The following is a 25,363-nucleotide window of genomic DNA, read 5'->3' as shown; positions in this document are numbered from 1 at the left end:
CTTTCCACGCGCTTGTATAAATCGCTGGTAACGATTCTGCCCATAGCCCCCTCAAATAATGTGAAATTAATTCACCTTGTGGAATCCAATCCACATTTGTTGGCATACACTGCGCCTGACAATAGAAAAACAGAGTTTTTTTATATGCTGTTTTAGCTCTGTTGTAGTTTCAATAAAATTATGAGGAATAAAAGCATGTATATCACAGGTGCAGATCTAAGAAAAATGAGACAAGACGCTGGCTTAACCACGGTTAAAATGGCAAAGCTTGCTAACGTTAAAACACGTAAGACCTATGAAAACTGGGAAAAAGAAATTGGTAGCCCTAGCATGAATCAGTTCATTGCCATGTGCGTAGGTTGTAACTACAACTCATCTAAGTTTGTTAAGCTAGCGATCGAACGTCAAGATCCTACTCAACAGTTAAACATTTCTTCAGCTCGTAGATAATGTTTTCGATGTGAAGCCCGCAAGGGCTTCATCGATTATCAATGTAGTTTAAGTTTAGCCACCCAGTACTAACTTCATCATCAACGCGTCTTCTCGTCCATCCTGCGTTTCATAATAGTCTTTACGACACTCAATTTTCTCGAAACCATATGCTTGATATAAGCCTATTGCGGCAACATTAGATGCCCGAACTTCTAACCAAACGCAATGCATGTGTTTATTTACGCACAATGCTAAAAAATGTGACATCAACACCTTACTTAGCCCTCGACCGCGAAACGCTTCACCAACAGCTATGTCCATCAAAGTGGCTTCATCAAGCACAAATAATCCAACATACAAGCCTGCATACATGTCGTCTTGCAATAACGCATAGGCTTGATAATTATCGGTCAAGCAATCAGCAAACACAGGTTCAGACCAAGGGTGAGTGTGCCCCTGGCAATGGATGGCATAGGCACATCGGTAGTTATCTTGATTGAGCTGAATTAAATCAGTCATTATTGTGCTTGAAACCAGATAACGTCGCCCACAGCTGTTTTTTAGTAGAAGATGAGAAACCGTTTCCGTATGCAGGGGTTGTTAGTAATCTCCCCTCTAACATCACGTCATCACCAACCTGCCACGCGAATGGATACCCGTCGTACTGAGTACACTGAGCATCTGCTATCTGCTCGTAATTTTGTTTTGAAATACCAATGCTAGATAAAATATCATTCAAGAATTTTTCAGGCAATTCGGCTAGTCCCACACCTAGAACGAAACTGTTCGGCACTATTTTTTTATCTAATGTCGATGCTGTTGTTGAAGTTGCGGCGGATTGAGTTTTAAGGCGCTTTATCGCATCAGGTACTGAGCTGGTCTTTTTGCTGTCATTAGTTTTTGCAGGGTCGATATCTGAACGAATTGAATCTTGCGAGCTTAGCTGGCTAGCTTTAGGCTCTGAGCCCTGAGGGTACCAGGCAACAATGCCCATCTCGCCAAGAACAGCGTGTTGATACGAAGTCAGTGTATGTGTTGTTTTAGTATTCATGGGCATAGATTATCACGATATCTTAAAAGAAGGCGGGCACCAGTCGTTAATTGGTAGCAATTTATCAAATCCCATTGTACTTCTCATCTCTCAGCGGGGTAAATCCATATGTCTAAGTCGTTTGAGATGTGGCTAACAATAAGGTGTAGGAAATTTGTCAGACGCCTTAGGGCTTCTCACCCTGGAATAGAGCAAATAGGGTATTCTAAATTCATGCGGGATATGATTGAAGAGTGAAGCTGAAAATTGGCAGGGGTGGAGGGATGTACTCACGTACTTCCCTGTACCTGACCGTAAACGGCGCTGCGCGGTACTCGATGTTCGGCACAAGTGGTTCCAGACGATTTGTCAAACCCCATGGGGATTCGCACCCTCCAATCGGGTAAAAAAGTTATTTTGAATTCATGGGAGATATGACTGAAGAGTGGATCTGAAAAATTGGCAGGGGTGGAGGGATTCGAACCCCCAGCCATCGGTTTTGGAGACCGCTGTTCTACCAATTGGAACTACACCCCTGCTGAGCTGCTGAATTATACGTAACAAGGGTAAAAGGTAAAGTGCTTTTGTAGCTAAAATATCAGGTTTAGGTTCAACCGCTTATTTTATCGGCAGTATGACATTGTGAGGCGGTTATTTTCTTTGCTACAGCGTACCAAAGACGACTCGTTAGATTAACTAACGGAAGCATTTCAGTGGTCTTTTGTAATACTAACGGCAGTGGTAACTGCGTATTTTGTGCATATCTTGATAGCAAATAAGTTTGAACCTCAAAATTGAGATTATTCACTTCGATGCAAGCCGCTAAGTCAAAGTAACGATTTGATAACGCGCAATATTCCCAATCGAATATCAGGTTAGATTGTTCTGTTGTGACATGCTGAAATGACAAATCGTTATGGCAAAAAACTAAATCATGGGGCAGTGTAGCAGACCAAATACTCGCTAACCCCTGCGCTTCCTCGCGCTCTTTCCAATTTTGTTGCTGCGGCAATTGTGATAGATAGCCTGCCCACTGTGCAGGTAAATTCAGTCTGTGCCCTTCAATATCTAAGCTATGAATGCGATGCAATGCATCAGCCAACTGATGCGCTTTAATGTCTTCGCTCAGAGTGCTGTTTTCCAAAGTATGACTTTGTACCCAAGCATCTAATTGAAAACCAGCGGCCGTTGACAGATAGACCGGCTCACAGGCCATCCCTTTCTGCCAGACCGCTTTTTGAATATCGAATAGCTGTTGACGATCAAGTTGGTTTACCTGATCAGATTCGAACATTTTCATAAAAAATTGACCAGAAGCAGTGGTTAAACAATAACTTGTATTAACCGCCCCGGCCTTTTGAACTGGCCTTACGCTAAATCCATCTCGGCAGAGCGCTAGACTCGTTAGCTCAGCCAATACAGCTGAGTTAAGCTGATGCCGATGGGGCATAAGGCCTACCTACATGCTGTTGGCGCCAATTGATATAACCATATACCGCAAATAACACATAAAAAATAAAAAGTGCCCCCGTTAGATACATCTCTTTCGCGAAATACAAGTAACAGGCAAAGCTATTGATCACAATCCAATAAAGCCAGTTTTCTAACACTTTGTGCGCGACCATCATAGTGGTGTAAACACTGAACACTGTGATAAAAGCATCTAGGTAAAGGTATTGAGAGTCCAACCACATGCTAGCAAAAACGGTCAAACCAAACGCGATACACGTTAATAACACTAATCGCACCAGGTGCTTTTGAATAGACCAACTTTGAATGGGGATCTCGTCATCTTCACGCTGCTTCCATTGTTGCCAACCATATACCGCCATTAACAAGTAATAGGCGTTCAGTAAGGTATGAAACAGCAACGAAACTTCCCAAAATAACCAAGTATAAATGCCAGTGCTTACCAGTGCACAAGGCCAGCACCAGATATTCTCTCTCGCTGCTAGCCACACATAAGCAACAGCGAGTATTACCGCCGTTGCTTCTAACCAAGCCGTTGCTTCTAGCCAAGGTAGTGCAACAAACTGCTGAGCAATATTATTGAACAGCTCGATTAAGCCTTGCATTACACATCGCTGCTCATTTTGTCACCATTTAGGAACTTGCATACAAATATTGCCTGCCCGACTTCCTGATGACTGCGCTGCATTTCTTTAGCGAGTACTTGCATGGTTGCCAAATAGTCCCCGCTCACCAAAGTACTGGTAGCACTGGTGACTACCTTCAAGTGACCGTATTCATTCAAGCGGTCGATAAAAGTTTGGATCGGCTCAAGGTACTGTTCGTTTAACGGGTACATTGAAATCTCTGCGACTAATTTCATTATTAGCTCCTCTTGCTAAAAGTTGTATTGAGCACTGATGCCCACTTGACGGCCATCTCCCAGTTGATAATAGGGCTCCGGAGTGGCGTAACCTTCTCGTGGGTCATTGTTGAATCCACCAAAACCACGGACGTAGTAAGTTCGGTCAAACACATTTTTTACCCACACAGAACACGACCAGTCTTGTACATCAAAACGCATCGCGGTGTTGACCAACACATAAGATGGTGACTTTTCGTCGTGACCGTCAGAAAAGCGGTATTCGTCCTTACCATCTGCGTCTATCGTCCAACTGACTTGCTCAGACAATTGCACATTGGCGCCAATATTGAAGGTGTAGTTTGGTGCTTGGGCTTGGTCTTGCTTATCAACAACCGAGCCATCGGCTAGGGTATAATCTTCAAAAGTGGCATCAAGCCAACCGAAATTAGCGTGCAAATATACACTGTCGTTTACTTGCCAGCCTGACTCTAATTCATAACCCCAGTTAGTGCCTGTATCAGCATTACCTATGATGTCAATGAATGTGGCGCTACCGTCTTCACGAGTTTGTACATCATAATCACTGACTTGGGTGTCTTCACGGTCCATGTAGAAAACTGCCATGCGAATAAAGGCGTCGTAATTGATAAAGTTGCCCTTTACCCCAATTTCGTAGTTCCAATTGTACTCAGGTTGATAAATACGCTTGTCCGAGCTGACCCGCTCATCTGGATTAAAGCCAGCGGCTTTGTAGCCCCTTGATACGCTGGCATAAACAGAGGCGCTATCGATACTATAATCAAGCACAGCTTTACCGCCGATCAACGTTTTATCATTGCTTTGGGTGAAACCGCTTATATCGCTGTAGTCTATTTCAAAACGATCGGCGCGAAGGCCCAAGCGTAAACTAAGGGTGTCAGACAGTTCGGTATCGACTTGCGAATATACGGCGAGGTTGTCTTGTTGATAACGACTTGTAAAGTCACCGTCTGCATAGGTGTATTGGCGCAGTAAACTCTCATCCATGGATTTTGAATACAAGCCAAATAACCATTGAGTTGAGCCATTGAATAAAGTTGAGTTTTCGTTTGATAAAAAGCGTATGTCAACGTTATCTGTATCGCGCTCTCTGAAATAGCTGTCTACGGAAGAATACTCGTCAGGATGAAAGCCGACGTATGTCCAATCTTCATCGTAGCTGTAGCCCATATCTGAATCTGATTGACTCAAAATAACAAAAACATCCGTAAGCTCGGTGTTTATTTCCGTTTTCAGGCCTAGGGCATGAGTTTTTTGGCGGTCGAAACCAGGTTCATCAGCACGTGATTCTCGAGTATTTTCCAGAGAAAACGCGTCATAACCGTTATCTATATCGAAATATTGATAATTAAGGTCGAAGGTCAACCAATCTGCAGCCAGATATTTCAGTTTTACTCTTGAGGTAAATTCATCTAGGTTATCGGTGTCGTCACGATTTAAAAAAGTATTCTGTACAAAACCATCACTCTTAAACTGTTGAACCGCCACACGATAGAATAAATTATCCGTTATGGCATTGCCGTAAGCGCCGCCTACACTCCATGTATTTCGCTCGGCAAGTGAAAATGATAATTTACCGCTTTGATCCGGTCCGGCATCAACGGTTTTAACCTTAATAACCCCAGCCATGGCACTCGCCCCAAACTCGGTCGCTTGTGGGCCGCGCAAAATTTCAACTTGTTCCACATCAAACAACGTGCCCACACCTGCAATACCAGAGAAGTCAAAGTCATCCACTAGAAATCCAACAGATGGGTTACTTGGCTCTGAAAATTGGCTGCGCTCACCGATACCGCGAATTTGAATGAATCGCCCGCGAGATGCACCACTGGCAAAGTTGATATTGGCGCCAACATTTAAAATATCTTCAAGGTGTTGCGCTTGGCGAGCTTCAATTTGTGAATCGCTTAATATGGTTGCGCTTGCAGGGATGAACATTAACGCTTGCTGGCGAAAATCTGAGCTAACAGTAATACGTTCAATGTCTTTGGACTCATCAGCGTGGCTGGCGAAACTTGATGCTATGGATAGAGCAAGTAAGGTAGAACAAAACTTCATTGGGATCTCTTCAGTAAAGGTTGAAAAGATCCGGCTTTGCGGCAGATAAATGGGAGATGTTTACATTTTTGAAATGCGAACGAAATAACCATTCCTACGCCGGTATTATCCGGATCAGGTGTAAGGGTCATATCTCTTAAGAGACAAATCTCAGCCTTTCGGCACCCCTTGGTAGTTAACAAAATGAATCTCGACAGTGTTAACGGCGACAGTGTAGCAATACTGTCATCCAGCGCAAGCGCTGATTATTCGCATAAACATGACGTTAGGTCGCTTTATGACTCGCTAGTTTTAACTTAACTAATTTACTACTGCTAAAAATTGAAGATTCTTGAGTAAACCAAATTTGCCCAGATGGATGAGCGCACACACCTTCTACCTGCCCGTACCCTGGTAACGGTATGGTTTCAATTAATGTGAAATTTTTATCTAGTAGCACTATAAATGGATCACCAAAGCCTACGCGTTTCGAAGGATAACCAACCAAGACATACCGCTCGTTCATTTTGTCGTAATCCGCACCGGTGATCACACCTGGAATGCCTTTTACTGAGATGTGAGCGCTGAGTTTTTGTTTACTTTCATTTTTATCTACCAGATACACGTTGAGAACATCGGTACGCCAGCTTTTTGAAAATAAGACTAAGTCATCACCCACAGCGACTAACGCCTCTGCATCAAAGTCATGATTAAGCGACTCGTTTGCTTTGTGATTATTCCCTTCGTAAGACACACTAAGTTTTTTGGTTTTCGCTTTATCCATTTCATTTCGGGGTAACTTGTATATAAATACATTTTTCCGTGTCCCTCGATTGTTGCCTATATCACCCACATAGAAAAATTCGTCATCTGCAGTCAGGGCTTCCCAATCTTTATTTTTGACATTGGCTGGGCTGCGCAGAGACAAAATATCGCCGTCATCACTTAGTTGAAAAATAATAGGCGCATTGCCTGAATCATTAATACTGTAAATTTGATCTTTACCGGCACAATACAATGCCGAGCTTTCTTCTAATTCACTCGGTAAAGAATGACTTTCAATAATTGAATAATCTGATTGCCCCGCTACGGCACAACTATTTATCGAGATAAAACTTATAGCAAACGCAAGCCAAATTTTTCCGGTAAATCGCGGAAGCTCGGCAACACGATAGAAAGAACCTAGATCCATTAAGTCAGTCCCTTCATTTCTAACCTTGCTCGTTCTTGCAGCTCATCAAACGTTTTACCGTGGGCGACGGGCAAGCGTGTTTCACGATCAACACGAACAAATACAATGTCGTCTGCTAAGCAGATCGTTTTCTTTATTTCTCACCAAGCAAGTAACCGTAATTGAAGTACGGCCCACCTTTTTGGTTTCTAGCCCAAACTCCACTACGTCACCTTGTAACGCTGGTGATTCAAAGCTGATTTCACCAATGTGTTTGGTGACTAATTGATTCGTTTCTAGCTGACAAATTGCGTATATCGCAGACTCTTCATCTATCCATTCCAGTGCCCTGCCCCCGAACAATGAGTTGGCATAATTAAGATCATTGGGCATCACTAATCGTCTTGATAAAAAGCGCATTCGTATTCCTTGGTAACATTGCTTAAACTGGCGATAATTTCGAGTTTATTGTACAGATAATATCAGCGTGGATTTACACTTTAAAATAGAAGCTTGGGTTAAACAGCGGAAAAGCCATGTTTTTCACCGCCAATTGGTGATTGTGAGCGGTGCTAAAGAGTGGGCTGAAAAGCAGGCTGAAAACTTACTTATTAATGTCGAGTCTCTTGCGAGTAAGCATCTGTGGGTAGGTGATGCCCCTCGTACTTACCAAGAGGTTAATAGCGTAGATTATCGTCAACACTTAGGCAGAGAATATAACACTCTTATCTATAACTGTTACTCGGGGTTAAGTGCAAATGCACTTATGGCCTATAGCGGCACTATCAAAGCGAATGGGTTAATGATTTTAATTTGCCCTGAGCTGAAAAGCTGGTCTCAATATACCGATCCCCTTTCCAAAAAACGTTACTCATACGGCTATGCTCAATACTTGGAGCCAAGTCGGTTTATCAACCGATTGATATCGATAATTGAAAAAGATCAGAACACGGTTGTTATTACCCCATCTTCGTTTCGTGGACACAATGCCGTCATTGCGCCAGAGCACCTTAATCGACAACTAGATAGCGCGACTTTAGAGCAAGATAAGGTTGTTAGTAGCATTATCAAAGCTGCGTCTGGACACAGAAATCGCCCCTTGGTGGTCACTGCAGATAGAGGTCGAGGCAAGTCCTCGGCGCTTGGTCGGGCTGCACGAGCTTTAATGTTAGAGCAAGAAAAAAGGATCCTCATTACTGCCCCGACTAAGCATAATGTCGAACAAGTATTTGCATTTGCCACCGCGCCAGAACGAAGCACCTCGAATAAGAATGGGAGTTTAGAATTTGTAGCACCTGACGCATTGGTGTCGGGGTGTTACCACGCAGACCTACTATTTGTTGATGAAGCTGCTGCAATCCCCCCCTCTATTTTAAAAACACTTTTAGATACATATCCTAGGGTTGTTTTAAGCTCAACTGTCCATGGATATGAGGGCGCAGGTAGAGGATTTGAATTACGTTTCAAGCCATACTTAGAAACTGCGCACAAAGGTTGGAAAAGCCTAACTCTTAGCACGCCGATACGTTGGTATGTAAATGACTGTTTAGAGCATTTTTGGTTTACTGTTTTTATCATGCAAGACTCCAATTCAAGTTCACACGCCCAGCCACAAAGCCAAGATACTGGGCAGAATAAGATACCTGAAAACCGGGAAACCTCCCCCATGAGGTTAAACGAATTTAAGTGCCAAGAAGTATCTAAGAAGCGACTGGTTGACTCCCCAGATCTATTGTCAAAAATATTCTCTTTGCTTATCAGCGCGCATTATCAAACGAGTCCTGATGACTTATTCAGATTACTCGACGCCCCTGAACAACGAGTGTATGTTTGTACACTCAACGAGGATGTCATCGGCGTTGCGTTAATTTGTTTAGAGGGAGGAAGCGCCTTAGCAGATATATCACAAGAAATACTGCTAGGTCATAGAAGAGTAAATGGTCATTTAGTCTCCCAAAACTTGGCCTTACATACCGCAGATGACAAATTCGTAACGTATGAGCAATGGCGGATTGTACGAATAGCGGTTAGTCAAGACTATAGACGCACAAGCATCGCAAGCACATTGTTAAAGTTCGTCGAATCATCCGCGATTGAACATGACATACCGTTAATCACAAGTTCATTTGGAGCAACCACAAATTTACTAAAATTCTGGGGGCATAATGACTACGTTCCTTTAAAGCTTGGCTTTAAGCGAGACGCTTCAAGCGGCGAAGTTAGTCTGATTGTGGGTAAATCCTTAAGTCCGACTACTTCTACCCTATTAAATAAACTATCACTGCAATTTGGTGAAGAACTTATTTACCACGCTTCCCGTTATCACAGAAGCATGGATACATCTTTGCTCACGAACCTGTTAACGTACTGCCAGCCAGAAGAGAGCTGTACGCGCACTCGGTATCGGGTTGAGCAATTTATTGCATCTACCTCTCCTTACATGCCTTTCTCTCAGTTATTAGCAAAATACGTTTTGAACAAACTAACTAAAGTAAATAGCGCTAATACCCTTACCAAGGAAACTGAAATCCTTGTAGCTGCCTTAATACAATTTAAATCGACCCAAGATTTAGTCATAGAATTTAATTTAAACGGCAAAAAAGAACTGAATACATATATAAGAAAGGCGATAGCCAGTATTTAGCATCCCTACACCTAGCATAGAGCTCAAACCTGACACTTTGTCGCGGGGAATGCTTCATCATGGACGTGTCTAGACCGTATTTGATACCCCCTGAAAGTTTGTTGCTGAGTCGCTTTGGCGCGAAGGCATTGTCGCAACACGGATGTCGCATCGGATGCCGCGCATGGGGGTGAAGACGGAGGCTTTTGCGAAGCGTAGCTTTGCGCGACAGCGCTTAGGATGAAGCCACCTTAGAGGTGTAGTCTCGGTTGCCTTTGGTATTTTCTGTGTCGCAGAAACGAAAAAAGCCACCCGGTTAGGTGGCTTCATTCTAAATGGAAGTCTGGGTAAGGCTGGTGTCTTTAGTTGCACAGCAACGTCCAGCCGCACGACACGCCAAGGAAGGCGTGGCTGCCACTTTGTCGCGGGGAATGCTTCATCATGGACGTGTCTATACCGTATTTGATACTTCCCTGGAGGTTTATTGCTGATTCGCTTTGCGCGAAGCGCATATACGAAAAAGCCCTGACCGTTTTTTGGTCAGGGCTTTTCGTGTAATGGGAGTCTGGCAGTGTGCTACTCTCGCATGGGGGTGAAGGCGGAGGCTTTTGCGAAGCGCAGCTTTGCCCGACTGAACGACACGCCATGGATGGCGTGGCTGGTGCGCAACACCAGGGATGGGTTGTTCTTCAGCTTTCATGCAAAGCACTATAGATGCCCTTGATGGGTGAAAACGGGGCTCTGTGGAGCACCGCTTCAGCCGTTTGAACGACCGACATGGATGTCGGGCTGAGCTACAGGGAAGTATGACACCTAGGCGTCTAGTTCGTTAACAAGCTTTAAAATGCGATTTCGACTACAGTTGCTTTTTCTACAGCGCAGAAACGAAAAAAGCCACCCGATATAGGTGGCTTCATTCTAAATGGGAGTCTGGCAGTGTGCTACTCTCGCATGGGGAAACCCCATACTACCATCGCCGCTAATGCGTTTCACTTCTGAGTTCGAGATGGGATCAGGTGGGGCCGCATCGCTATGGCCGCCAGACATAAACTGTTATCTATCAAGCCGTAGCTTAATAAATCAATATGTAAAAGCTGATGCCGTTCCCTTGCAGGTCTGGCTGTAATCATCGCTAAATCTCTTTAGTCTTACTCTTGATTAAATACTTGTCATACATGCAACACTCAAACATTTTATCCAGCTCTAACTTTAGCGAGTAGGTAAATGGTCAGGAAGGTTTCCTTCCGTTTAAGCCATTTAACACGACTCGTTCGCTAGAACGATATAAAAAGTCATTTGGGCGTTGTATGGTTAAGCCTCACGGGCAATTAGTACAGGTTAGCTTAACGCCTTGCAACGCTTCCACATCCTGCCTATCAACGTCGTAGTCTTCAACAACCCTTTAGGACAGTTAAACTGCCAGGGATGACTCATCTTGGGGCTCGCTTCCCGCTTAGATGCTTTCAGCGGTTATCGATTCCGAACGTAGCTACCGGGCAATGCTTTTGGCAAAACAACCCGAACACCAGCGGTTCGTCCACTCCGGTCCTCTCGTACTAGGAGCAGCTCCCCTCAATCATCCAACGCCCACACCAGATAGGGACCGAACTGTCTCACGACGTTCTAAACCCAGCTCGCGTACCACTTTAAATGGCGAACAGCCATACCCTTGGGACCGACTTCAGCCCCAGGATGTGATGAGCCGACATCGAGGTGCCAAACACCGCCGTCGATATGAACTCTTGGGCGGTATCAGCCTGTTATCCCCGGAGTACCTTTTATCCGTTGAGCGATGGCCCTTCCATACAGAACCACCGGATCACTATGACCTACTTTCGTACCTGCTCGACGTGTCTGTCTCGCAGTTAAGCTGGCTTATGCCATTGCACTAACCTCCTGATGTCCGACCAGGATTAGCCAACCTTCGTGCTCCTCCGTTACTCTTTGGGAGGAGACCGCCCCAGTCAAACTACCCACCAGGCACTGTCCGCATTCCCGATAAGGGAACAACGTTAGAACATCAAACGTACAAGGGTGGTATTTCAAGGTTGACTCCACGCAAACTGGCGTTCACGCTTCGAAGTCTCCCACCTATCCTACACATGTAGGGTCAATGTTCAGTGCCAAGCTATAGTAAAGGTTCACGGGGTCTTTCCGTCTAGGTGCGGGTACACAGCATCTTCACTGCGATTTCAATTTCACTGAGTCTCGGGTGGAGACAGCGTGGCCATGGTTACACCATTCGTGCAGGTCGGAACTTACCCGACAAGGAATTTCGCTACCTTAGGACCGTTATAGTTACGGCCGCCGTTTACCGGGGCTTCGATCAAGAGCTTCGCTTGCGCTAACCCCATCAATTAACCTTCCGGCACCGGGCAGGTGTCACACCGTATACGTCATCTTTCGATTTAGCACAGTGCTGTGTTTTTAATAAACAGTCCCAGCCACCTTTTCACTGCGGCCCCCATTCGCTCATGAAGCAAGTTCAATCACAAACAGGGGCGTACCTTCTCCCGAAGTTACGGTACGATTTTGCCGAGTTCCTTCACCCGAGTTCTCTCAAGCGCCTTAGTATTCTCTACCTGACCACCTGTGTCGGTTTGGGGTACGGTTCGATATATCATAAGTTTAGAGGCTTTTCCTGGAAGCAGGGTATTTGCAACTTCAATTCCGTAGAATCTCGTCTCGTGTCTCAGGCATGTAGAATCCCGGATTTACCTAAGATTCAACCCTACACACTTTCACATAGACAACCAACGCTATGCTTGCATAACCTTCTCCGTCCCCCCATCACTGATATACCAAGTACGGAAATATTAATCCGTTTCCCATCGACTACGCATTTCTGCCTCGCCTTAGGGGCCGACTTACCCTGCCCTGATTAGCATGGGACAGGAAACCTTGGTCTTCCGGCGTGCGGGTTTTTCACCCGCATTATCGTTACTCATGTCAGCATTCGCACTTGTGATATGTCCAGCAAACCTCTCAGTTCACCTTCAGCCACTTACACAACGCTCCCCTACCACGCAAAGTAAACTTTGCGTCCGCAGCTTCGGTATATTGCTTAGCCCCGTTACATCTTCCGCGCAGGCCGACTCGACTAGTGAGCTATTACGCTTTCTTTAAAGGGTGGCTGCTTCTAAGCCAACCTCCTAGCTGTCTTAGCCTTCCCACATCGTTTCCCACTTAGCAATAATTTTGGGACCTTAGCTGGCGGTCTGGGTTGTTTCCCTCTTCACGACGGACGTTAGCACCCGCCGTGTGTCTCCCGGATAGTACTCACTGGTATTCGGAGTTTGCAAAGGGTTGGTAAGTCGGGATGACCCCCTAGCCTTAACAGTGCTCTACCCCCAGTGGTATTCGTCCGAGGCGCTACCTAAATAGCTTTCGGGGAGAACCAGCTATCTCCCGGTTTGATTGGCCTTTCACCCCCAGCCACAAGTCATCCGCTAACTTTTCAACGTTAGTCGGTTCGGTCCTCCAGTTGATGTTACTCAACCTTCAACCTGCCCATGGCTAGATCACCGGGTTTCGGGTCTATACCTTGCAACTAAAACGCGCAGTTAACACTCGCTTTCGCTACGGCTCCCCTATTCGGTTAACCTTGCTACAAAATATAAGTCGCTGACCCATTATACAAAAGGTACGCAGTCACAGAACAAGTCTGCTCCCACTGCTTGTACGTATACGGTTTCAGGTTCTATTTCACTCCCCTCACAGGGGTTCTTTTCGCCTTTCCCTCACGGTACTAGTTCACTATCGGTCAGTTAGGAGTATTTAGCCTTGGAGGATGGTCCCCCCATGTTCAGTCAAGATAACACGTGTCCCGACCTACTCGATTTCACTTAAAATTCGCGTTCGTGTACAGGGCTATCACCTTGTATCGCTGTGCTTTCCAACACCTTCCACTCGCTCATAATTAGCTTAAGGGCTAATCCCCGTTCGCTCGCCGCTACTAGGGGAATCTCGGTTGATTTCTTTTCCTAAGGGTACTTAGATGTTTCAGTTCCCCTCGTTTGCCTCATACAGCTATGTATTCACTGCATGATACCGCCGAAGCGGTGGGTTTCCCCATTCGGACATTTGTGGATCAAAGCATTTTGTCGGCTCCCCACAACTTTTCGCAGACTTACACGTCCTTCATCGCCTCTAACTGCCTAGGCATCCACCGTATACGCTTAGTCACTTAACCATACAACCCCAAATAACCTTTAATATTTGACGTATAGACGTTACTCATAACCGAAGTTATCAGTATATCTACTCTGCATGCGTGACAAGTATTCATTTTCAAATCAGATAGAGTAAGCTCTTAAAGAGTTCTCTTAGTTTTGATTACTTTTATCAGCTTTCCATATTGTTAAAGAACATGTGTTTGCGTTTGCACGCATTCACGTAGGGTTTAAAAAACCCTAATCAATAAATACTGAATCAGTACACATTGATTAAGGCTAATCTTTTCTACTAAAACCGAGTCTCCTATGCCGCTGCAATCTTTTCTAATCAAGGCATGTAGTGAGGACGTTTAGCCTGCTAAACGACGAACTACATAACGCAGAGTAGGAAAGATTTGGTAGGCTTGGGCAGACTTGAACTGCCGACCTCACCCTTATCAGGGGTGCGCTCTAACCAGCTGAGCTACAAGCCTATTATTGCGCAAGCAATTTGGTGGAGCTAAGCAGGATCGAACTGCTGACCTCCTGCGTGCAAGGCAGGCGCTCTCCCAGCTGAGCTATAGCCCCTCTTAAATCGACATCAGTCTTTTTAAAGAGTCTCTCGGTTCTTCTTTACTAACAACAAAACAATCTGTGTGAACACTCAGCCTGATGAGGCCTAACCTAATAGTAAGGAGGTGATCCAACCCCAGGTTCCCCTAGGGTTACCTTGTTACGACTTCACCCCAGTCATGAATCACAAAGTGGTAACCGTCCTCCCGAAGGTTAAACTAGCTACTTCTTTTGCAACCCACTCCCATGGTGTGACGGGCGGTGTGTACAAGGCCCGGGAACGTATTCACCGCAACATTCTGATTTGCGATTACTAGCGATTCCGACTTCATGGAGTCGAGTTGCAGACTCCAATCCGGACTACGACGAGCTTTAAGGGATCCGCTTACTCTCGCAAGTTTGCTTCCCTCTGTACTCGCCATTGTAGCACGTGTGTAGCCCTACTCGTAAGGGCCATGATGACTTGACGTCGTCCCCACCTTCCTCCGGTTTGTCACCGGCAGTCTCCTTAGAGTGCCCAACTTAAGGCTGGCAACTAAGGACAGGGGTTGCGCTCGTTGCGGGACTTAACCCAACATCTCACGACACGAGCTGACGACAGCCATGCAGCACCTGTATCTAGATTCCCGAAGGCACCAATTCATCTCTGAAAAGTTTCTAGTATGTCAAGAGTAGGTAAGGTTCTTCGCGTTGCATCGAATTAAACCACATGCTCCACCGCTTGTGCGGGCCCCCGTCAATTCATTTGAGTTTTAACCTTGCGGCCGTACTCCCCAGGCGGTCTACTTATCGCGTTAGCTTCGCTACTCACGGATTAAATCCACAAACAGCTAGTAGACAGCGTTTACGGTGTGGACTACCAGGGTATCTAATCCTGTTCGCTACCCACACTTTCGCACATGAGCGTCAGTTACTGACCAGGGAGTCGCCTTCGCCACTGATGTTCCTCCAGATATCTACGCATTTCACCGCTACACCTGGAATTCCACTCCCCTCTCCAAAACTCTAGCCTGCCAGTTCTAAATGCAATTCCCAGGTTGAGCCCAGGGCTTTCACATCTAGCTTAACAAACCGCCTGCGTGCGCTTTACGCCCAGTAATTCCGATTAACGCTCGGACCCTCCGTATTACCGCGGCTGCTGGCACGGAGTTAGCCGGTCCTTCTTCTGTTGCTAACGTCACAGCTAACGGGTATTAACCGTTAACCTTTCCTCACAACTGAAAGTGCTTTACAACCCGAAGGCCTTCTTCACACACGCGGCATGGCTGCATCAGGGTTTCCCCCATTGTGCAATATTCCCCACTGCTGCCTCCCGTAGGAGTCTGGACCGTGTCTCAGTTCCAGTGTGGCTGATCTTCCTCTCAGAACAGCTAGAGATCGTCGCCTTGGTGAGCCTTTACCTCACCAACAAGCTAATCTCGCTTAGGCTACTCTTTGCGCGGGAGCCGGAGCCCCCTTTGGTCCGAAGACGTTATGCGGTATTAGCTATCGTTTCCAATAGTTATCCCCCACACAAAGGCATATTCCTAAGTATTACTCACCCGTCCGCCACTCGTCATCTTCTAGCAAGCTAGAAATGTTACCGTTCGACTTGCATGTGTTAGGCCTGCCGCCAGCGTTCAATCTGAGCCATGATCAAACTCTTCAATTAAATATTTATCGAACATGAATTTTTTTGGTAGACACTCATCAAGTGAGTGCCCACACAGATTGTCTTGTTATTAATTGTTAAAGAACAGTGCTACCGAAGTAGCGTGCTTCTTTAGAAGCGGCTTAAGATGCTGTCCGTGGACCCTCTTAAGCGGGAGGCGTATAATACGCTCTCAAGTTTCGATGTCAAGGTGTTATTTTTATTTAATTTCGAATCAATTTTTGACGTAAATCACAAACTGAAAAACCAAACTAAACCGCCTTACATCACGCCGATTAAAGTCTTTATAAAAGCCTTAAATCACCTGGTGAAAACCAGTGCCGGTGCAGCTGTTTTAGCGGCTGTCCCGAAGCGAGATGCGCATTATAGAGATCCCTTTTTTGATCGCAAGTGTTTATTTCAAAAAAATGTTCAACTGCTCAACTTATAACCATTAAGCACGCAGAAGGTACAAATTGGTCGATTTTCCAACGTTTTGCCTTTTGTCTTAGAATCCCTAACTTGCAATCCACCCTATGACGCCAGATTTTTAGTATCAGATTTAGACAATTAACTGCCCTGTATTATCCAAAAAGCTGTGTATATAAAAACGCAAAACATGAATGAGTTTACTAGCGGGTTATGTCTTGTTGAAAATCAGGAAGAAAATGAAACGTAAATTAAGGAAAGTATGTGTGCGATCTGGAAAAGCTAACGACTAATCACTAGCCTACATACTACACGAGATAATTATTCTATTGAGAGTTAAAGAACACAGCGGTGGATTTTGAAGCAGACGACAGGGCTTAGTTCTCTAATTAGCCCTGCCATCTTTATATAAGACTATGACTTTGATTTTATGAACGTCATAGCCACAAAGCGCTACTGCTTGTTCGTTGGTTCCTCAACGTCATCATCTGTGGTGCTCTCAGATTGCTCATCACCTTGGGTAAAATCGGCATCGTTTTCATCTGCATCGCCTACTACATGTTCTAACTTGACCTTATCTACACTCCTAAAGGTGTTGATAGGCCCAGCGAGTGCGTATAAGGCAAAAACCACGAATAGAACTAAAGCAGGCTCAGTCGCTACCACTACAAAAATCAGCATCACTAGAAGTAAAGCAACAAATGGCACTTTACCGTGCCAGTTTACTTCTTTGAATGAATTGTATTTAAAATTACTCACCATCAATAGGCCTGCCAAGCTAGTGACCAAGGCAACTAGAACGCCGTAGTCGTCACCATTGACGTCATACTCTCCGCCTACCCACACGAGACCTGCCACCAATGCAGCCGCCGCGGGGCTGGCTAAACCTTGGAAATAGCGTTTATCGGCAATACCAATTTGAGTATTAAAACGCGCTAAACGCAAAGCTGCTCCAGCTACGTATATAAAGGCAGCTAACCAACCTATTTTACCTAAACCGCTTAATCCCCAGTTGTAGGCAACCAGCGCTGGCGCCATACCGAATGACACCATATCTGCCATAGAGTCATACTCAGCACCAAATTCACTTTGGGTATTGGTCATACGAGCAACACGGCCATCAAGGCCGTCAAAAATCATTGCGATGAATATCGCTACAGCCGCAGCTTCGAAGTGTCCATTCATTGACGCAACAACAGCATAGAAGCCAGAAAATAAACCGGCAGTGGTTAATAAATTAGGTAAAAGGTAAATACCTTTACGCTTAGATTCGGGCATAACAGCTCCTTAGATAAAATAACGGCGCCAAGATAACATAAACGTTTGATGGTAGTTATTGGGGAATCCAAAAAAACTGCAAGATCAATCCATTACTAAATTTTTTTTCAAACTATGTTGGCGTATTTTTAAGCATACCTATTATACGTATTTCCTATATTCGCTCCCACAAATAAATGTATAATTAGCGTAATGTATATGGATTGAGTCACTGGTCAGCTCAGCTGTCGAACTTCTTTACAATAAAACTAAAGTGCGATTCTAAAATCAAACAACCAATTGAAATAGAAGCACTTTTATAAGTGGCTTAATTTATGCTTAGAGTGAAAATATATAATTGATAACACTCAGCATCTTTTACGGACTGGAAGGTTAAATATGAAAAAACAACTTATTTTGCGCAGCGCAGCGATTGCAGCATCGTTACTGTCTATGTCATTTGCTAGCTTTGCTACAGATTATACAGCGTGGGATTTTACGACTAACTCAAGCTATTCGTATTATGGTAGCGATGGGAACGATGATGGTAATGTATTAAACTTTACATCATCAGACAACGCTGTGTCGGTCAACGCATGGTCGGATACAGGTAATTCCTACACTGTGGAGACAGCAACAGTAGCTCAAAACGCTTGGGGTTTGTTGAACTACAATCAGGACAATAACGACGGGCATTACGTTGATAATGGTACTAACAGCGATATGTTATTACTAACTTTTGACGACTTTGTTTCCATAACGAAAATTAACATTGGTTCTGCTTCCCACGATTCTGATTTTTCAATTGCTGCATTCGATTCATTACCTACTTTAGAAGGTAACACTTGGTCAGAAATCGCGTCGACAAGTAGTGTAATGCTCAGTACAAGTTTTTCTGATATTGGCGAAGGCTGGACATCACTGACCAGCGAAACTTCTGGATATGACTCTAAATATTGGGTCATTGGTGCCTATAATAGTTCTTTTGGACAGTCAGGCTCTAGCAGCGGTTATTTTGGTAGTGGAAATGACTTTTTAAAAATTGCAGGTATTAAAACTATAGCCGGCATTGGCCCAGATCCTAAGCCACCTACAGATGTTGCAGAGCCAAGCTCATTAGCAGTGTTAGCTTCGTTTGGCTTATTCGCTGTATGGCGTCGTCGTAAAACTGCATAAACACGTTTAACGTTTTGAAAACCTCACCTTGTGAGGTTTTTTTTTGCCTTGAAATATACATTAGTATATTTGTGTCCATTAAATACCTAGGGTATTCAGGTAAAATATACCGTAGTATTTTAGCCATGCATTCTATGGAAAAGAGTCAATCCAATATATGAAACTTCGTTCACTTCCCATTTCGCTTCGTGCCATTGCTTTTTGCGCAGTATTACCTTCATTGGCGTTCGCCGATACATCTGAAAACTATGAAAAAGCGCTCTCTGCGTTTAATCAAGAAGCATTTTCTGAATCTTACATTCATCTTAAAAATGCCCTGCAAGAATCCCCGTCACATTTACCGTCGAAACTGCTAATGGGTCGTGTTTTATTAGTAGACGGTTATATCAATGACGCTATTACAGAATTTGAAGAGGTTATGGATGCAGGCGCAGATTTAAACTTAGTGCTAGTGCCATTGGCAAATGCTTACCTGATTAGTCGAAGATTTGACGCACTTATCGATTTGCCGACACCTCGCAGTTTATCTTCATCCGTAAAGCTCGAAGTTCAGCTATTAAAAGCGGCGGCGCATATTCAAGAAAAGGAGTTAGATAAAGCAAAATCTATTTATCAGAATGCCCAACTTCAGCTCGGTGAAAACAGCAATGTATTAAACGGATTAGCGCAGATAGCACTTTTAAATAAGGAATATGCTCAAGCTAACCAATATCTAGATGAAGCCCTGTCAATTGACCATAACAATGCCAAAAGTCTAATGATGCGTGGCTTAGTGTTGCAAAGCCAGGGCAAAAGTGACGAAGCTCGAACCCAATTTGAGCTTGCCTATCAGTTTGATGACTTCGACCCAACCATTAAACGCGCTCTTGCCAATAGTTACGTAGAAGCGAATATGCTCAGTAAAGCACAGGAGATGATTGCCCTTATTGAAGAACAAACTTCTGGTGACTTGCAAACGCAACTATTAAAAGCCCGCGTATTAGCGATGCAAGAAAAAAGCTCAGAGGCTGATGCACTACTCGCTCAACTTAATCAAATGTTGAGCTTGGCCACCGAAGAAAATAAAGAACAAACAAGCTGGCTCAGCTTAGTTGCTGGCATAACCGCTTATATTAATAAAAATTACGAAGTCACCGTGCGAGAGCTAAGCCGCTATATTAAAAGTGGCTCAGCTCCTCCTGAATTATTAGGTATGTTGGCCGAAGCGCATATTCGCCAAGGCGACGCTAAAAAGGCCATGGAATTGCTCGAGCTCAACGAGCGTATCGTGCTCAGTAGTGTTCCTGTATCGTCGTTATTATGTGACCTGTATTTAGCAAGTAACAAGGTATTTAAGTGCGATAGCCTAGTTGAAGAATTGAAACAGGTGCATGACAGTAATCATACGATTATTTTATTAGAGGCAAAGCTGCTAGTACGTAGAGACAAAATTGATGACGCCCTCGCTCTTTTAGGTAACAGTCTTCTTGATGCTAATGCACAAGACGTTCTACTTTTTAAAGCGACACTTGAAGCTAACAATCAACGCTATGAAGACGCATTACTGTCTGCTAATAAATTGATTGAATTAGCGCCCGAAAATGTAGATTATAAAAATCTACATGCAGATCTGCACATCCGCTTGGCTCACTTTGCTCAAGCCACTGCTTCTTTGAACGAAGTGCTCGCGACAGATCCTAACAACATTGCGGCGCTAATGAATTTGTCCCGAGTTCAGTTTGCACAACAAGCGCTATCAGAGTCTCGTCAAACAATTGAAAAAGTCATTACTATTCAACCGACGAATATATCAGCACTTGTTTTGCGCGCTCAAATATTAGTCAAGCAGGGAAATCTTGATGATGCAATAGAGGCACTACTCACGGCGAAAGCCTCAGCCCCTAATAAAGTGACTCCCCATGAACTTCTTGCCAATATTTATCGTGTGCAACAGAAGTACGCTATTGCATTAGATGAAATTAATGCTCTGCTGAAAATAGACCGGTTAAATTCAGCTTACATATTCGAAAAAGCGAATTTGCTGATAGCATTAGATGAACCGCAAAAAGCCAAGAACCAATTGGATATCTTATCTGCACAATGGTCAGATGATGCCTCTCAACTCGTTGAATTAGGTCGTGTTCAATTACAAGCGAACGACATAAGCGGTGCAAAATCGAGCTTAGAAAGAGCATCTGTTATTGCCCCGCAATATGCGTTAGCGAAACTCGAGTACGGTCAATTACTTATCAATCAAGGGAATTTAACCGACGCAAAATACGTTATTGATAATATGCAAAAAAGCTTTACTAATAACCCGAATGTATATGTATTACAGGGGAATTACTTTAAAGCCACGAACGATGATGACCAAGCTTATAACGCTTATTTTGAGGCCGTAACGCTTACCCCTAACTTTACCCTGCCGCTTATCGAGTTATATCAAATAGCCAGTCACGGTAAACATCAACAAGACTTTAAAGAGTATTTGAAGCAGCACGTATTAACGAATGAGGATGCACACTTTCAAAGACACCTTCTTGCGGATTTACTCTACATTGAAAAAAGTATGCAACGCGCAGAGGCTCATTACCTCAAACTTATCGCGGTTGAAGACTTGCCCAACAAAGCCCGTATATATAATAACCTCGCTTTAATCAAAGTCCGTTCCCAACCAGAACTAGGCTTAGAGTACGCTCAAAGCGCAGTCGAACTAGCGCCGAACTCTGCCGCGATCTTAGACACCAAAGGTTGGTTATTGGTTAATAACGCACGCTATCAAGAAGCACTAACGACACTGCGAACAGCTTTTACCATGCGTTCGAATGATCCCTCTATCCGATATCACTTAGCTGCCGCATTAAAAGGACTGGGTAAAATTGACCAGGCGAAAAATGAATTGAAACAAGCATTGGCAAGTAATAAAACGTTTCCTGAAAAACGAGATGCCCAAGCGTTGCTTCAAACGCTGTAACCGCTCAAAGTTTTTTAACCAATTGATTTTTAAACATAAAAAACGGCTACCTAGGTAGCCGTTTTACTTTTTGCATGAAAATGATTGATTGCTCTACCGCAATATAGCTAGTCGATGATTAGCCCGTTCTCATCAGCATCAATGCTTACCACACCTTCTGACACCAATTTACCTGACAGAATTTTTTGTGCTAATGGGTTTTCAATTTCCATTTGGATCGCGCGTTTAAGTGGGCGGGCTCCATACACGGGATCAAACCCTGCTTCAGCAATTTTCTTAAGGGCAGCGTCGGTTAACTCCAACCCAATCCCCTTCTCTTCTAAACGGTTGCGCAAAAACTGTAATTGCTTACTCGCAATTGATGTAATTTGTGCCAAGCCGAGTGGGTGGAACACAACCGTTTCATCAACACGGTTCAGAAACTCAGGCCTGAAGTGCGTGCTCAGCACGTTCAGTACAGATTGCTTCATTTTCTCGTAATCATTTTCACTGTGCTGCTCTTGAATAATGTCTGAGCCCAAGTTAGAGGTCATGATGATAACAGTATTTTTGAAATCAACCGTGCGCCCTTGCCCGTCGGTCAAACGGCCGTCATCTAGCACTTGAAGCAAAATGTTAAACACATCAGGGTGAGCCTTCTCGATTTCATCTAGCAAAATGACCGAGTAAGGTTTACGTCTGACTGCTTCGGTTAAGTACCCCCCTTCTTCATAGCCAACATAGCCTGGAGGTGCACCCACTAACCTGGAAACGGAGTGCTTTTCCATAAACTCTGACATGTCGATACGCACCATGGCGTCTTCTGTGTCAAACAAGAAATTAGCCAAGGTTTTGCAAAGCTCAGTTTTACCTACACCGGTTGGCCCTAAAAACAAAAACGAACCAATCGGTTTATTCGGGTCCGCAAGGCCAGCTCTAGAGCGACGTATCGCATTAGACACTGCATTCACGGCTTCACTTTGCCCCACTACACGCTCATGCAAGGCCGCTTCCATACTCATAAGTTTGTCTTTCTCACCTTCAAGCATTTTCGATACTGGAATGCCTGTCCAACGTGAAAGCACATCAGCAATTTCACTTTCTGTTACTCGATTTTTAAGAAGTTGGTGCTCCAGTGGTTGCGATTCAGATTCTGTGGCTAGCTCTAACTTACTTTCAAGTTCAGGGATCCGGCCATATTGCAGTTCAGACATACGGCTCAGATCGGATGCACGGCGCGCAATCTCCAAATCTAGTTTCGCTTGGTCTAACTCGGCACGAATATTTTGTGTCCCTTGCATGGCTTGCTTTTCTGATTTCCAAATTTTCTCCAATTCAGAAAACTTGATCTCCGCTTGTTCTCGCTCGATCTCGATCAGCTCTAAGCGTTTGTGACTCGCTTCATCCTTTTCTTTGGCCAGCGCTTGCTCTTCCAATTTTAACTGAATGATACGTCGCTCTAACCTGTCCATGTCTTCAGGTTTAGAATCCATTTGCATACGAATGCTTGACGCTGCTTCATCGATAAGATCAATCGCTTTATCTGGTAATTGGCGATCACTTATATAGCGGTGCGATAACGACGCCGCTGCCACAATAGCAGGGTCTGTTATCTCTACCGAATGGTGTAATTCATAACGCTCTTTTAACCCGCGTAATATCGCAACCGTGTCTTCAACACTCGGCTCATCTACCAATACTTTTTGGAAGCGACGCTCTAATGCTGCATCTTTCTCGATAAACTGCCTGTACTCATCTAATGTGGTAGCGCCGACACAGTGTAGCTCGCCGCGAGCCAGCGCAGGTTTTAGCATGTTACCGGCATCCATTGCGCCTTCACCTTTACCTGCACCGACCATGGTATGCAATTCATCGATAAACAGGATAACGCGGCCTTCTTCTTTAGCCAGCTCGTTTAGAACGGCTTTCAAGCGTTCTTCGAATTCACCGCGAAACTTAGCACCCGCGATTAATGCGCCCATATCAAGAGATAACACTCGCTTGTTTTTGAGCCCCTCAGGTACTTCAGAGTTAATGATACGCTGGGCAAGCCCCTCAGCGATGGCAGTTTTACCCACACCAGGCTGTCCAATCAGTACGGGGTTGTTTTTGGTACGACGCTGCAGAACTTGGATAGTACGGCGAATTTCATCGTCTCGACCAATCACAGGGTCTAGTTTGCCCTGCTCTGCGCGCTCAGTCAGATCAGTCGTAAATTTCTCGAGTGCTTGGCGCACATCTTCAGCATTCGGATCATTGACGGTCTGCCCGCCACGCATTGCTTCGATTGCTTTGTCGATAGACTCTTCATTGGCGCCAATTTGGCGTAAGATCTCGCCCAGCTTGCCTTTATCTTGTACTGCAGCCAAAACGAAAATTTCAGAGGTGATGTATTTATCTTTACGTTTTTGGGCGATTTTGTCGCTCAAATTTAACAGCACTACCGTTTCTTTCGCTAACTGAACGTCACCGCCTACGCCTTCAACACGCGGTAGGTGATCTACAGCCTCTGCTAACGCCGAGCGTAAGGTATTCACATTCAACTTGGCATGATCGAAAAGCGAACGCACTGAGCCGCCTTGTTGGTTTAACAAAGCCGTCATCAAATGCACGGGTTCAATATATTGATGGTCACGCCCAAGCGCTATTGATTGAGCATCGGAAATGGCAAGTTGAAACTTGCTGGTAAAACTATCTAAACGCATATGCCACTCACTTTAATGGATTATTAATTAACCTATTAATGGTGCGTTGCCGTCAATATTCAAGCTGGAAATGTGACATTCGTCACTGAATATTGCGCTAGATCAATTTTTCCAAGGTCGTCAGGGCTGCAAATAAATGCCCGACACCATACGCCCTGTTTGAGAAAGGCCTTGATGGGTGGCTCGTCGGTGAGAGAAGAATTGCTCTTCAAGTTCATAAGTACACTTATTGGCGGTAAATACGCCGCTCACGCCCAGACGCGACAGTTTTTCTATGGCGATTTGCTGTAGATCAGCGTAATACTTGCCAGCAACATTGCTTTGAGTAAAGCAATGCCCATATTGCTGAAAACGACTTAACACTGCTTCATTAACTTCAAAGTTCTTCTGACTAATATGCGGACCAATCCAAGCTATCAACTCTGAAGCAGAGCTGTTCATGTGATGGCAACAGTTTTCAATCACCCCGTCAGCCAACCCTTTCCAGCCAGCATGGACGGCCGCAACTTCACTGCCTTTTTTGTTGCATAACAAAATGGACAAACAGTCTGCCGTCATGACTGCGCAGACAACACCGGCATCTAGCGTCGTACTGGCATCAACGCTTTGATTTTGTTCGCTGCTGGCGTCAACTGAAACGCATGCATTGCCATGAACCTGATTCAACCATTTTATATGTTGATGCTTTGGCAGTAACGCGCGATTCCCCTCCACAGTGGATAGATCGTCTCCTACATGTGCTCCCACATTGAGTGAGTCGTATGGAGCTTCGCTCAAGCCACCTGTACGCGTCGTTGAGAAAGCCCGCACATTATGTGGTGCGGGCCACTGAGGGATAATCAGATCTAGTGCCATGATGTG

15 protein-coding genes, 3 tRNA genes, 3 rRNA genes, 1 pseudogene and 1 riboswitch are annotated in these 25,363 nt (G+C 44.6%); of the genes and pseudogenes, 5 read left to right on the top strand and 17 right to left on the bottom strand.

The genetic code is table 11. The features are described 5' to 3' along the window. Positions 1-195: 195 nt before the first annotated feature. The gene (locus AC0VYA_RS06535) at positions 196-450 is read left to right on the top strand and encodes a helix-turn-helix domain-containing protein (RefSeq protein ID WP_006993853.1); all 255 of its coding nucleotides are present in this window, start codon (positions 196-198) and stop codon (positions 448-450) included. A 54-nt stretch (positions 451-504) separates the two neighbouring features. Here the strand turns inward: AC0VYA_RS06535 and rimI are convergent, their stop codons facing one another. The 9 genes and pseudogenes from rimI to AC0VYA_RS06490 all read right to left on the bottom strand — a co-directional run bounded on the left by rimI (position 505) and on the right by AC0VYA_RS06490 (position 7,443). Further along, positions 505-951: a ribosomal protein S18-alanine N-acetyltransferase gene (gene rimI, locus AC0VYA_RS06530; protein ID WP_475490452.1), complete on the bottom strand. Its 447-nt coding sequence runs from the start codon at positions 949-951 to the stop codon at positions 505-507. Continuing rightward, positions 944-1,483 carry a hypothetical protein gene (locus AC0VYA_RS06525; protein WP_475490451.1) on the bottom strand — a complete coding sequence of 180 codons (540 nt, stop codon included), beginning with the start codon at positions 1,481-1,483 and terminating at the stop codon, positions 944-946. Before AC0VYA_RS06525 ends, rimI begins: the two co-directional genes overlap by 8 nt. A 439-nt stretch (positions 1,484-1,922) precedes the next feature. Next, positions 1,923-1,999: transfer RNA gene (locus AC0VYA_RS06520), tRNA-Trp, on the bottom strand. Between the two features lie 73 nt (positions 2,000-2,072). Next, positions 2,073-2,912: a phosphotransferase gene (locus tag AC0VYA_RS06515; RefSeq protein WP_475490450.1), complete on the bottom strand. Its 840-nt coding sequence runs from the start codon at positions 2,910-2,912 to the stop codon at positions 2,073-2,075. Further along, positions 2,890-3,537 (bottom strand): nicotinamide riboside transporter PnuC, encoded by a 648-nt coding sequence (gene pnuC, locus AC0VYA_RS06510; protein WP_011574193.1) that lies wholly within the window; start codon positions 3,535-3,537, stop codon positions 2,890-2,892. Before pnuC ends, AC0VYA_RS06515 begins: the two co-directional genes overlap by 23 nt. Then, positions 3,537-3,794 (bottom strand): hypothetical protein, encoded by a 258-nt coding sequence (locus tag AC0VYA_RS06505; protein WP_011574192.1) that lies wholly within the window; start codon positions 3,792-3,794, stop codon positions 3,537-3,539. The genes pnuC and AC0VYA_RS06505 overlap by 1 nt, the downstream gene beginning before the upstream one ends. Before the next feature lie 15 nt (positions 3,795-3,809). After that, positions 3,810-5,873: a TonB-dependent receptor gene (locus tag AC0VYA_RS06500; protein ID WP_475490449.1), complete on the bottom strand. Its 2,064-nt coding sequence runs from the start codon at positions 5,871-5,873 to the stop codon at positions 3,810-3,812. Positions 5,874-5,947: 74 nt separating this feature from the next. Then, a riboswitch (TPP riboswitch) is annotated at positions 5,948-6,052 on the bottom strand. Positions 6,053-6,138: 86 nt separating this feature from the next. Next, the gene (locus AC0VYA_RS06495) at positions 6,139-7,044 is read right to left on the bottom strand and encodes a hypothetical protein (RefSeq protein ID WP_475490448.1); all 906 of its coding nucleotides are present in this window, start codon (positions 7,042-7,044) and stop codon (positions 6,139-6,141) included. Continuing rightward, positions 7,044-7,443: pseudogene (locus AC0VYA_RS06490) on the bottom strand (acyl-CoA thioesterase). Before AC0VYA_RS06490 ends, AC0VYA_RS06495 begins: the two are co-directional and overlap by 1 nt. A gap of 67 nt (positions 7,444-7,510) precedes the next feature. Here AC0VYA_RS06490 and AC0VYA_RS06485 point away from each other — a divergent pair. Continuing rightward, positions 7,511-9,667 carry a tRNA(Met) cytidine acetyltransferase TmcA gene (locus AC0VYA_RS06485; RefSeq protein WP_475490447.1) on the top strand — a complete coding sequence of 719 codons (2,157 nt, stop codon included), beginning with the start codon at positions 7,511-7,513 and terminating at the stop codon, positions 9,665-9,667. 907 nt (positions 9,668-10,574) lie between these two features. On the opposite strand, the gene rrf is transcribed toward AC0VYA_RS06485, so the two are convergent. The 5 genes from rrf to AC0VYA_RS06460 form a co-directional block, all read right to left on the bottom strand. Next, positions 10,575-10,690 (bottom strand): 5S ribosomal RNA (gene rrf, locus AC0VYA_RS06480). 263 nt (positions 10,691-10,953) lie between these two features. Then, positions 10,954-13,838, bottom strand: a 23S ribosomal RNA gene (locus AC0VYA_RS06475). 379 nt (positions 13,839-14,217) lie between these two features. Continuing rightward, a tRNA-Ile gene (locus AC0VYA_RS06470) sits at positions 14,218-14,294 on the bottom strand. Positions 14,295-14,312: 18 nt separating this feature from the next. After that, positions 14,313-14,388: transfer RNA gene (locus AC0VYA_RS06465), tRNA-Ala, on the bottom strand. A gap of 103 nt (positions 14,389-14,491) precedes the next feature. Further along, positions 14,492-16,024, bottom strand: a 16S ribosomal RNA gene (locus tag AC0VYA_RS06460). Together the 16S, 23S and 5S rRNA genes with 2 tRNA genes alongside form the textbook arrangement of a ribosomal RNA operon. 136 nt (positions 16,025-16,160) lie before the next feature. Here AC0VYA_RS06460 and AC0VYA_RS06455 point away from each other — a divergent pair. After that, on the top strand, positions 16,161-16,454 hold the full coding sequence (locus AC0VYA_RS06455) for a hypothetical protein (protein WP_475490446.1): 294 nt from the start codon (positions 16,161-16,163) through the stop codon (positions 16,452-16,454). A gap of 431 nt (positions 16,455-16,885) precedes the next feature. On the opposite strand, the gene pssA is transcribed toward AC0VYA_RS06455, so the two are convergent. Continuing rightward, positions 16,886-17,710, bottom strand: a complete 825-nt coding sequence (gene pssA, locus AC0VYA_RS06450; RefSeq protein ID WP_011574187.1) for a CDP-diacylglycerol--serine O-phosphatidyltransferase — start codon at positions 17,708-17,710, stop codon at positions 16,886-16,888. A 378-nt stretch (positions 17,711-18,088) separates the two neighbouring features. On the opposite strand from pssA, the gene xdp1 reads away from it, so the two are divergent. Both xdp1 and prsT read left to right on the top strand, forming a co-directional pair. Beyond that, positions 18,089-18,865 carry an exosortase-dependent surface protein XDP1 gene (gene xdp1, locus AC0VYA_RS06445; protein WP_475490445.1) on the top strand — a complete coding sequence of 259 codons (777 nt, stop codon included), beginning with the start codon at positions 18,089-18,091 and terminating at the stop codon, positions 18,863-18,865. 157 nt (positions 18,866-19,022) lie between these two features. After that, complete coding sequence (gene prsT / locus AC0VYA_RS06440; protein WP_475490444.1) at positions 19,023-21,818, top strand: XrtA/PEP-CTERM system TPR-repeat protein PrsT; 2,796 nt, start codon at positions 19,023-19,025, stop codon at positions 21,816-21,818. 107 nt (positions 21,819-21,925) lie between these two features. On the opposite strand, the gene clpB is transcribed toward prsT, so the two are convergent. Beyond that, positions 21,926-24,502 carry an ATP-dependent chaperone ClpB gene (clpB, locus tag AC0VYA_RS06435; protein WP_475490443.1) on the bottom strand — a complete coding sequence of 859 codons (2,577 nt, stop codon included), beginning with the start codon at positions 24,500-24,502 and terminating at the stop codon, positions 21,926-21,928. Positions 24,503-24,622: 120 nt separating this feature from the next. Next, positions 24,623-25,357 (bottom strand): peptidoglycan editing factor PgeF, encoded by a 735-nt coding sequence (gene pgeF, locus AC0VYA_RS06430; protein WP_475490442.1) that lies wholly within the window; start codon positions 25,355-25,357, stop codon positions 24,623-24,625. Positions 25,358-25,363 lie beyond the last annotated feature (6 nt).

This window comes from Paraglaciecola sp. QJM3NY_14 (genome assembly GCF_056173245.1).
Note: the sequence above shows the minus strand (reverse complement) of the source record. Positions and strands in the feature narration are given on the sequence as shown.

What these genes read in the sequence shown, in the direction of transcription:
- AC0VYA_RS06535 (WP_006993853.1), top strand. Translation starts at nt 196, where the DNA reads ATGTATATCACAGGTGCAGATCTAAGAAAAATGAGACAAGACGCTGGC.
- rimI (WP_475490452.1), bottom strand. Translation starts at nt 951, where the DNA reads ATGACTGATTTAATTCAGCTCAATCAAGATAACTACCGATGTGCCTAT.
- AC0VYA_RS06525 (WP_475490451.1), bottom strand. Translation starts at nt 1,483, where the DNA reads ATGAATACTAAAACAACACATACACTGACTTCGTATCAACACGCTGTT.
- AC0VYA_RS06515 (WP_475490450.1), bottom strand. Translation starts at nt 2,912, where the DNA reads ATGCCCCATCGGCATCAGCTTAACTCAGCTGTATTGGCTGAGCTAACG.
- pnuC (WP_011574193.1), bottom strand. Translation starts at nt 3,537, where the DNA reads ATGCAAGGCTTAATCGAGCTGTTCAATAATATTGCTCAGCAGTTTGTT.
- AC0VYA_RS06505 (WP_011574192.1), bottom strand. Translation starts at nt 3,794, where the DNA reads ATGAAATTAGTCGCAGAGATTTCAATGTACCCGTTAAACGAACAGTAC.
- AC0VYA_RS06500 (WP_475490449.1), bottom strand. Translation starts at nt 5,873, where the DNA reads ATGAAGTTTTGTTCTACCTTACTTGCTCTATCCATAGCATCAAGTTTC.
- AC0VYA_RS06495 (WP_475490448.1), bottom strand. Translation starts at nt 7,044, where the DNA reads ATGGATCTAGGTTCTTTCTATCGTGTTGCCGAGCTTCCGCGATTTACC.
- pssA (WP_011574187.1), bottom strand. Translation starts at nt 17,710, where the DNA reads ATGCCCGAATCTAAGCGTAAAGGTATTTACCTTTTACCTAATTTATTA.
- xdp1 (WP_475490445.1), top strand. Translation starts at nt 18,089, where the DNA reads ATGAAAAAACAACTTATTTTGCGCAGCGCAGCGATTGCAGCATCGTTA.
- prsT (WP_475490444.1), top strand. Translation starts at nt 19,023, where the DNA reads ATGAAACTTCGTTCACTTCCCATTTCGCTTCGTGCCATTGCTTTTTGC.
- clpB (WP_475490443.1), bottom strand. Translation starts at nt 24,502, where the DNA reads ATGCGTTTAGATAGTTTTACCAGCAAGTTTCAACTTGCCATTTCCGAT.
- pgeF (WP_475490442.1), bottom strand. Translation starts at nt 25,357, where the DNA reads ATGGCACTAGATCTGATTATCCCTCAGTGGCCCGCACCACATAATGTG.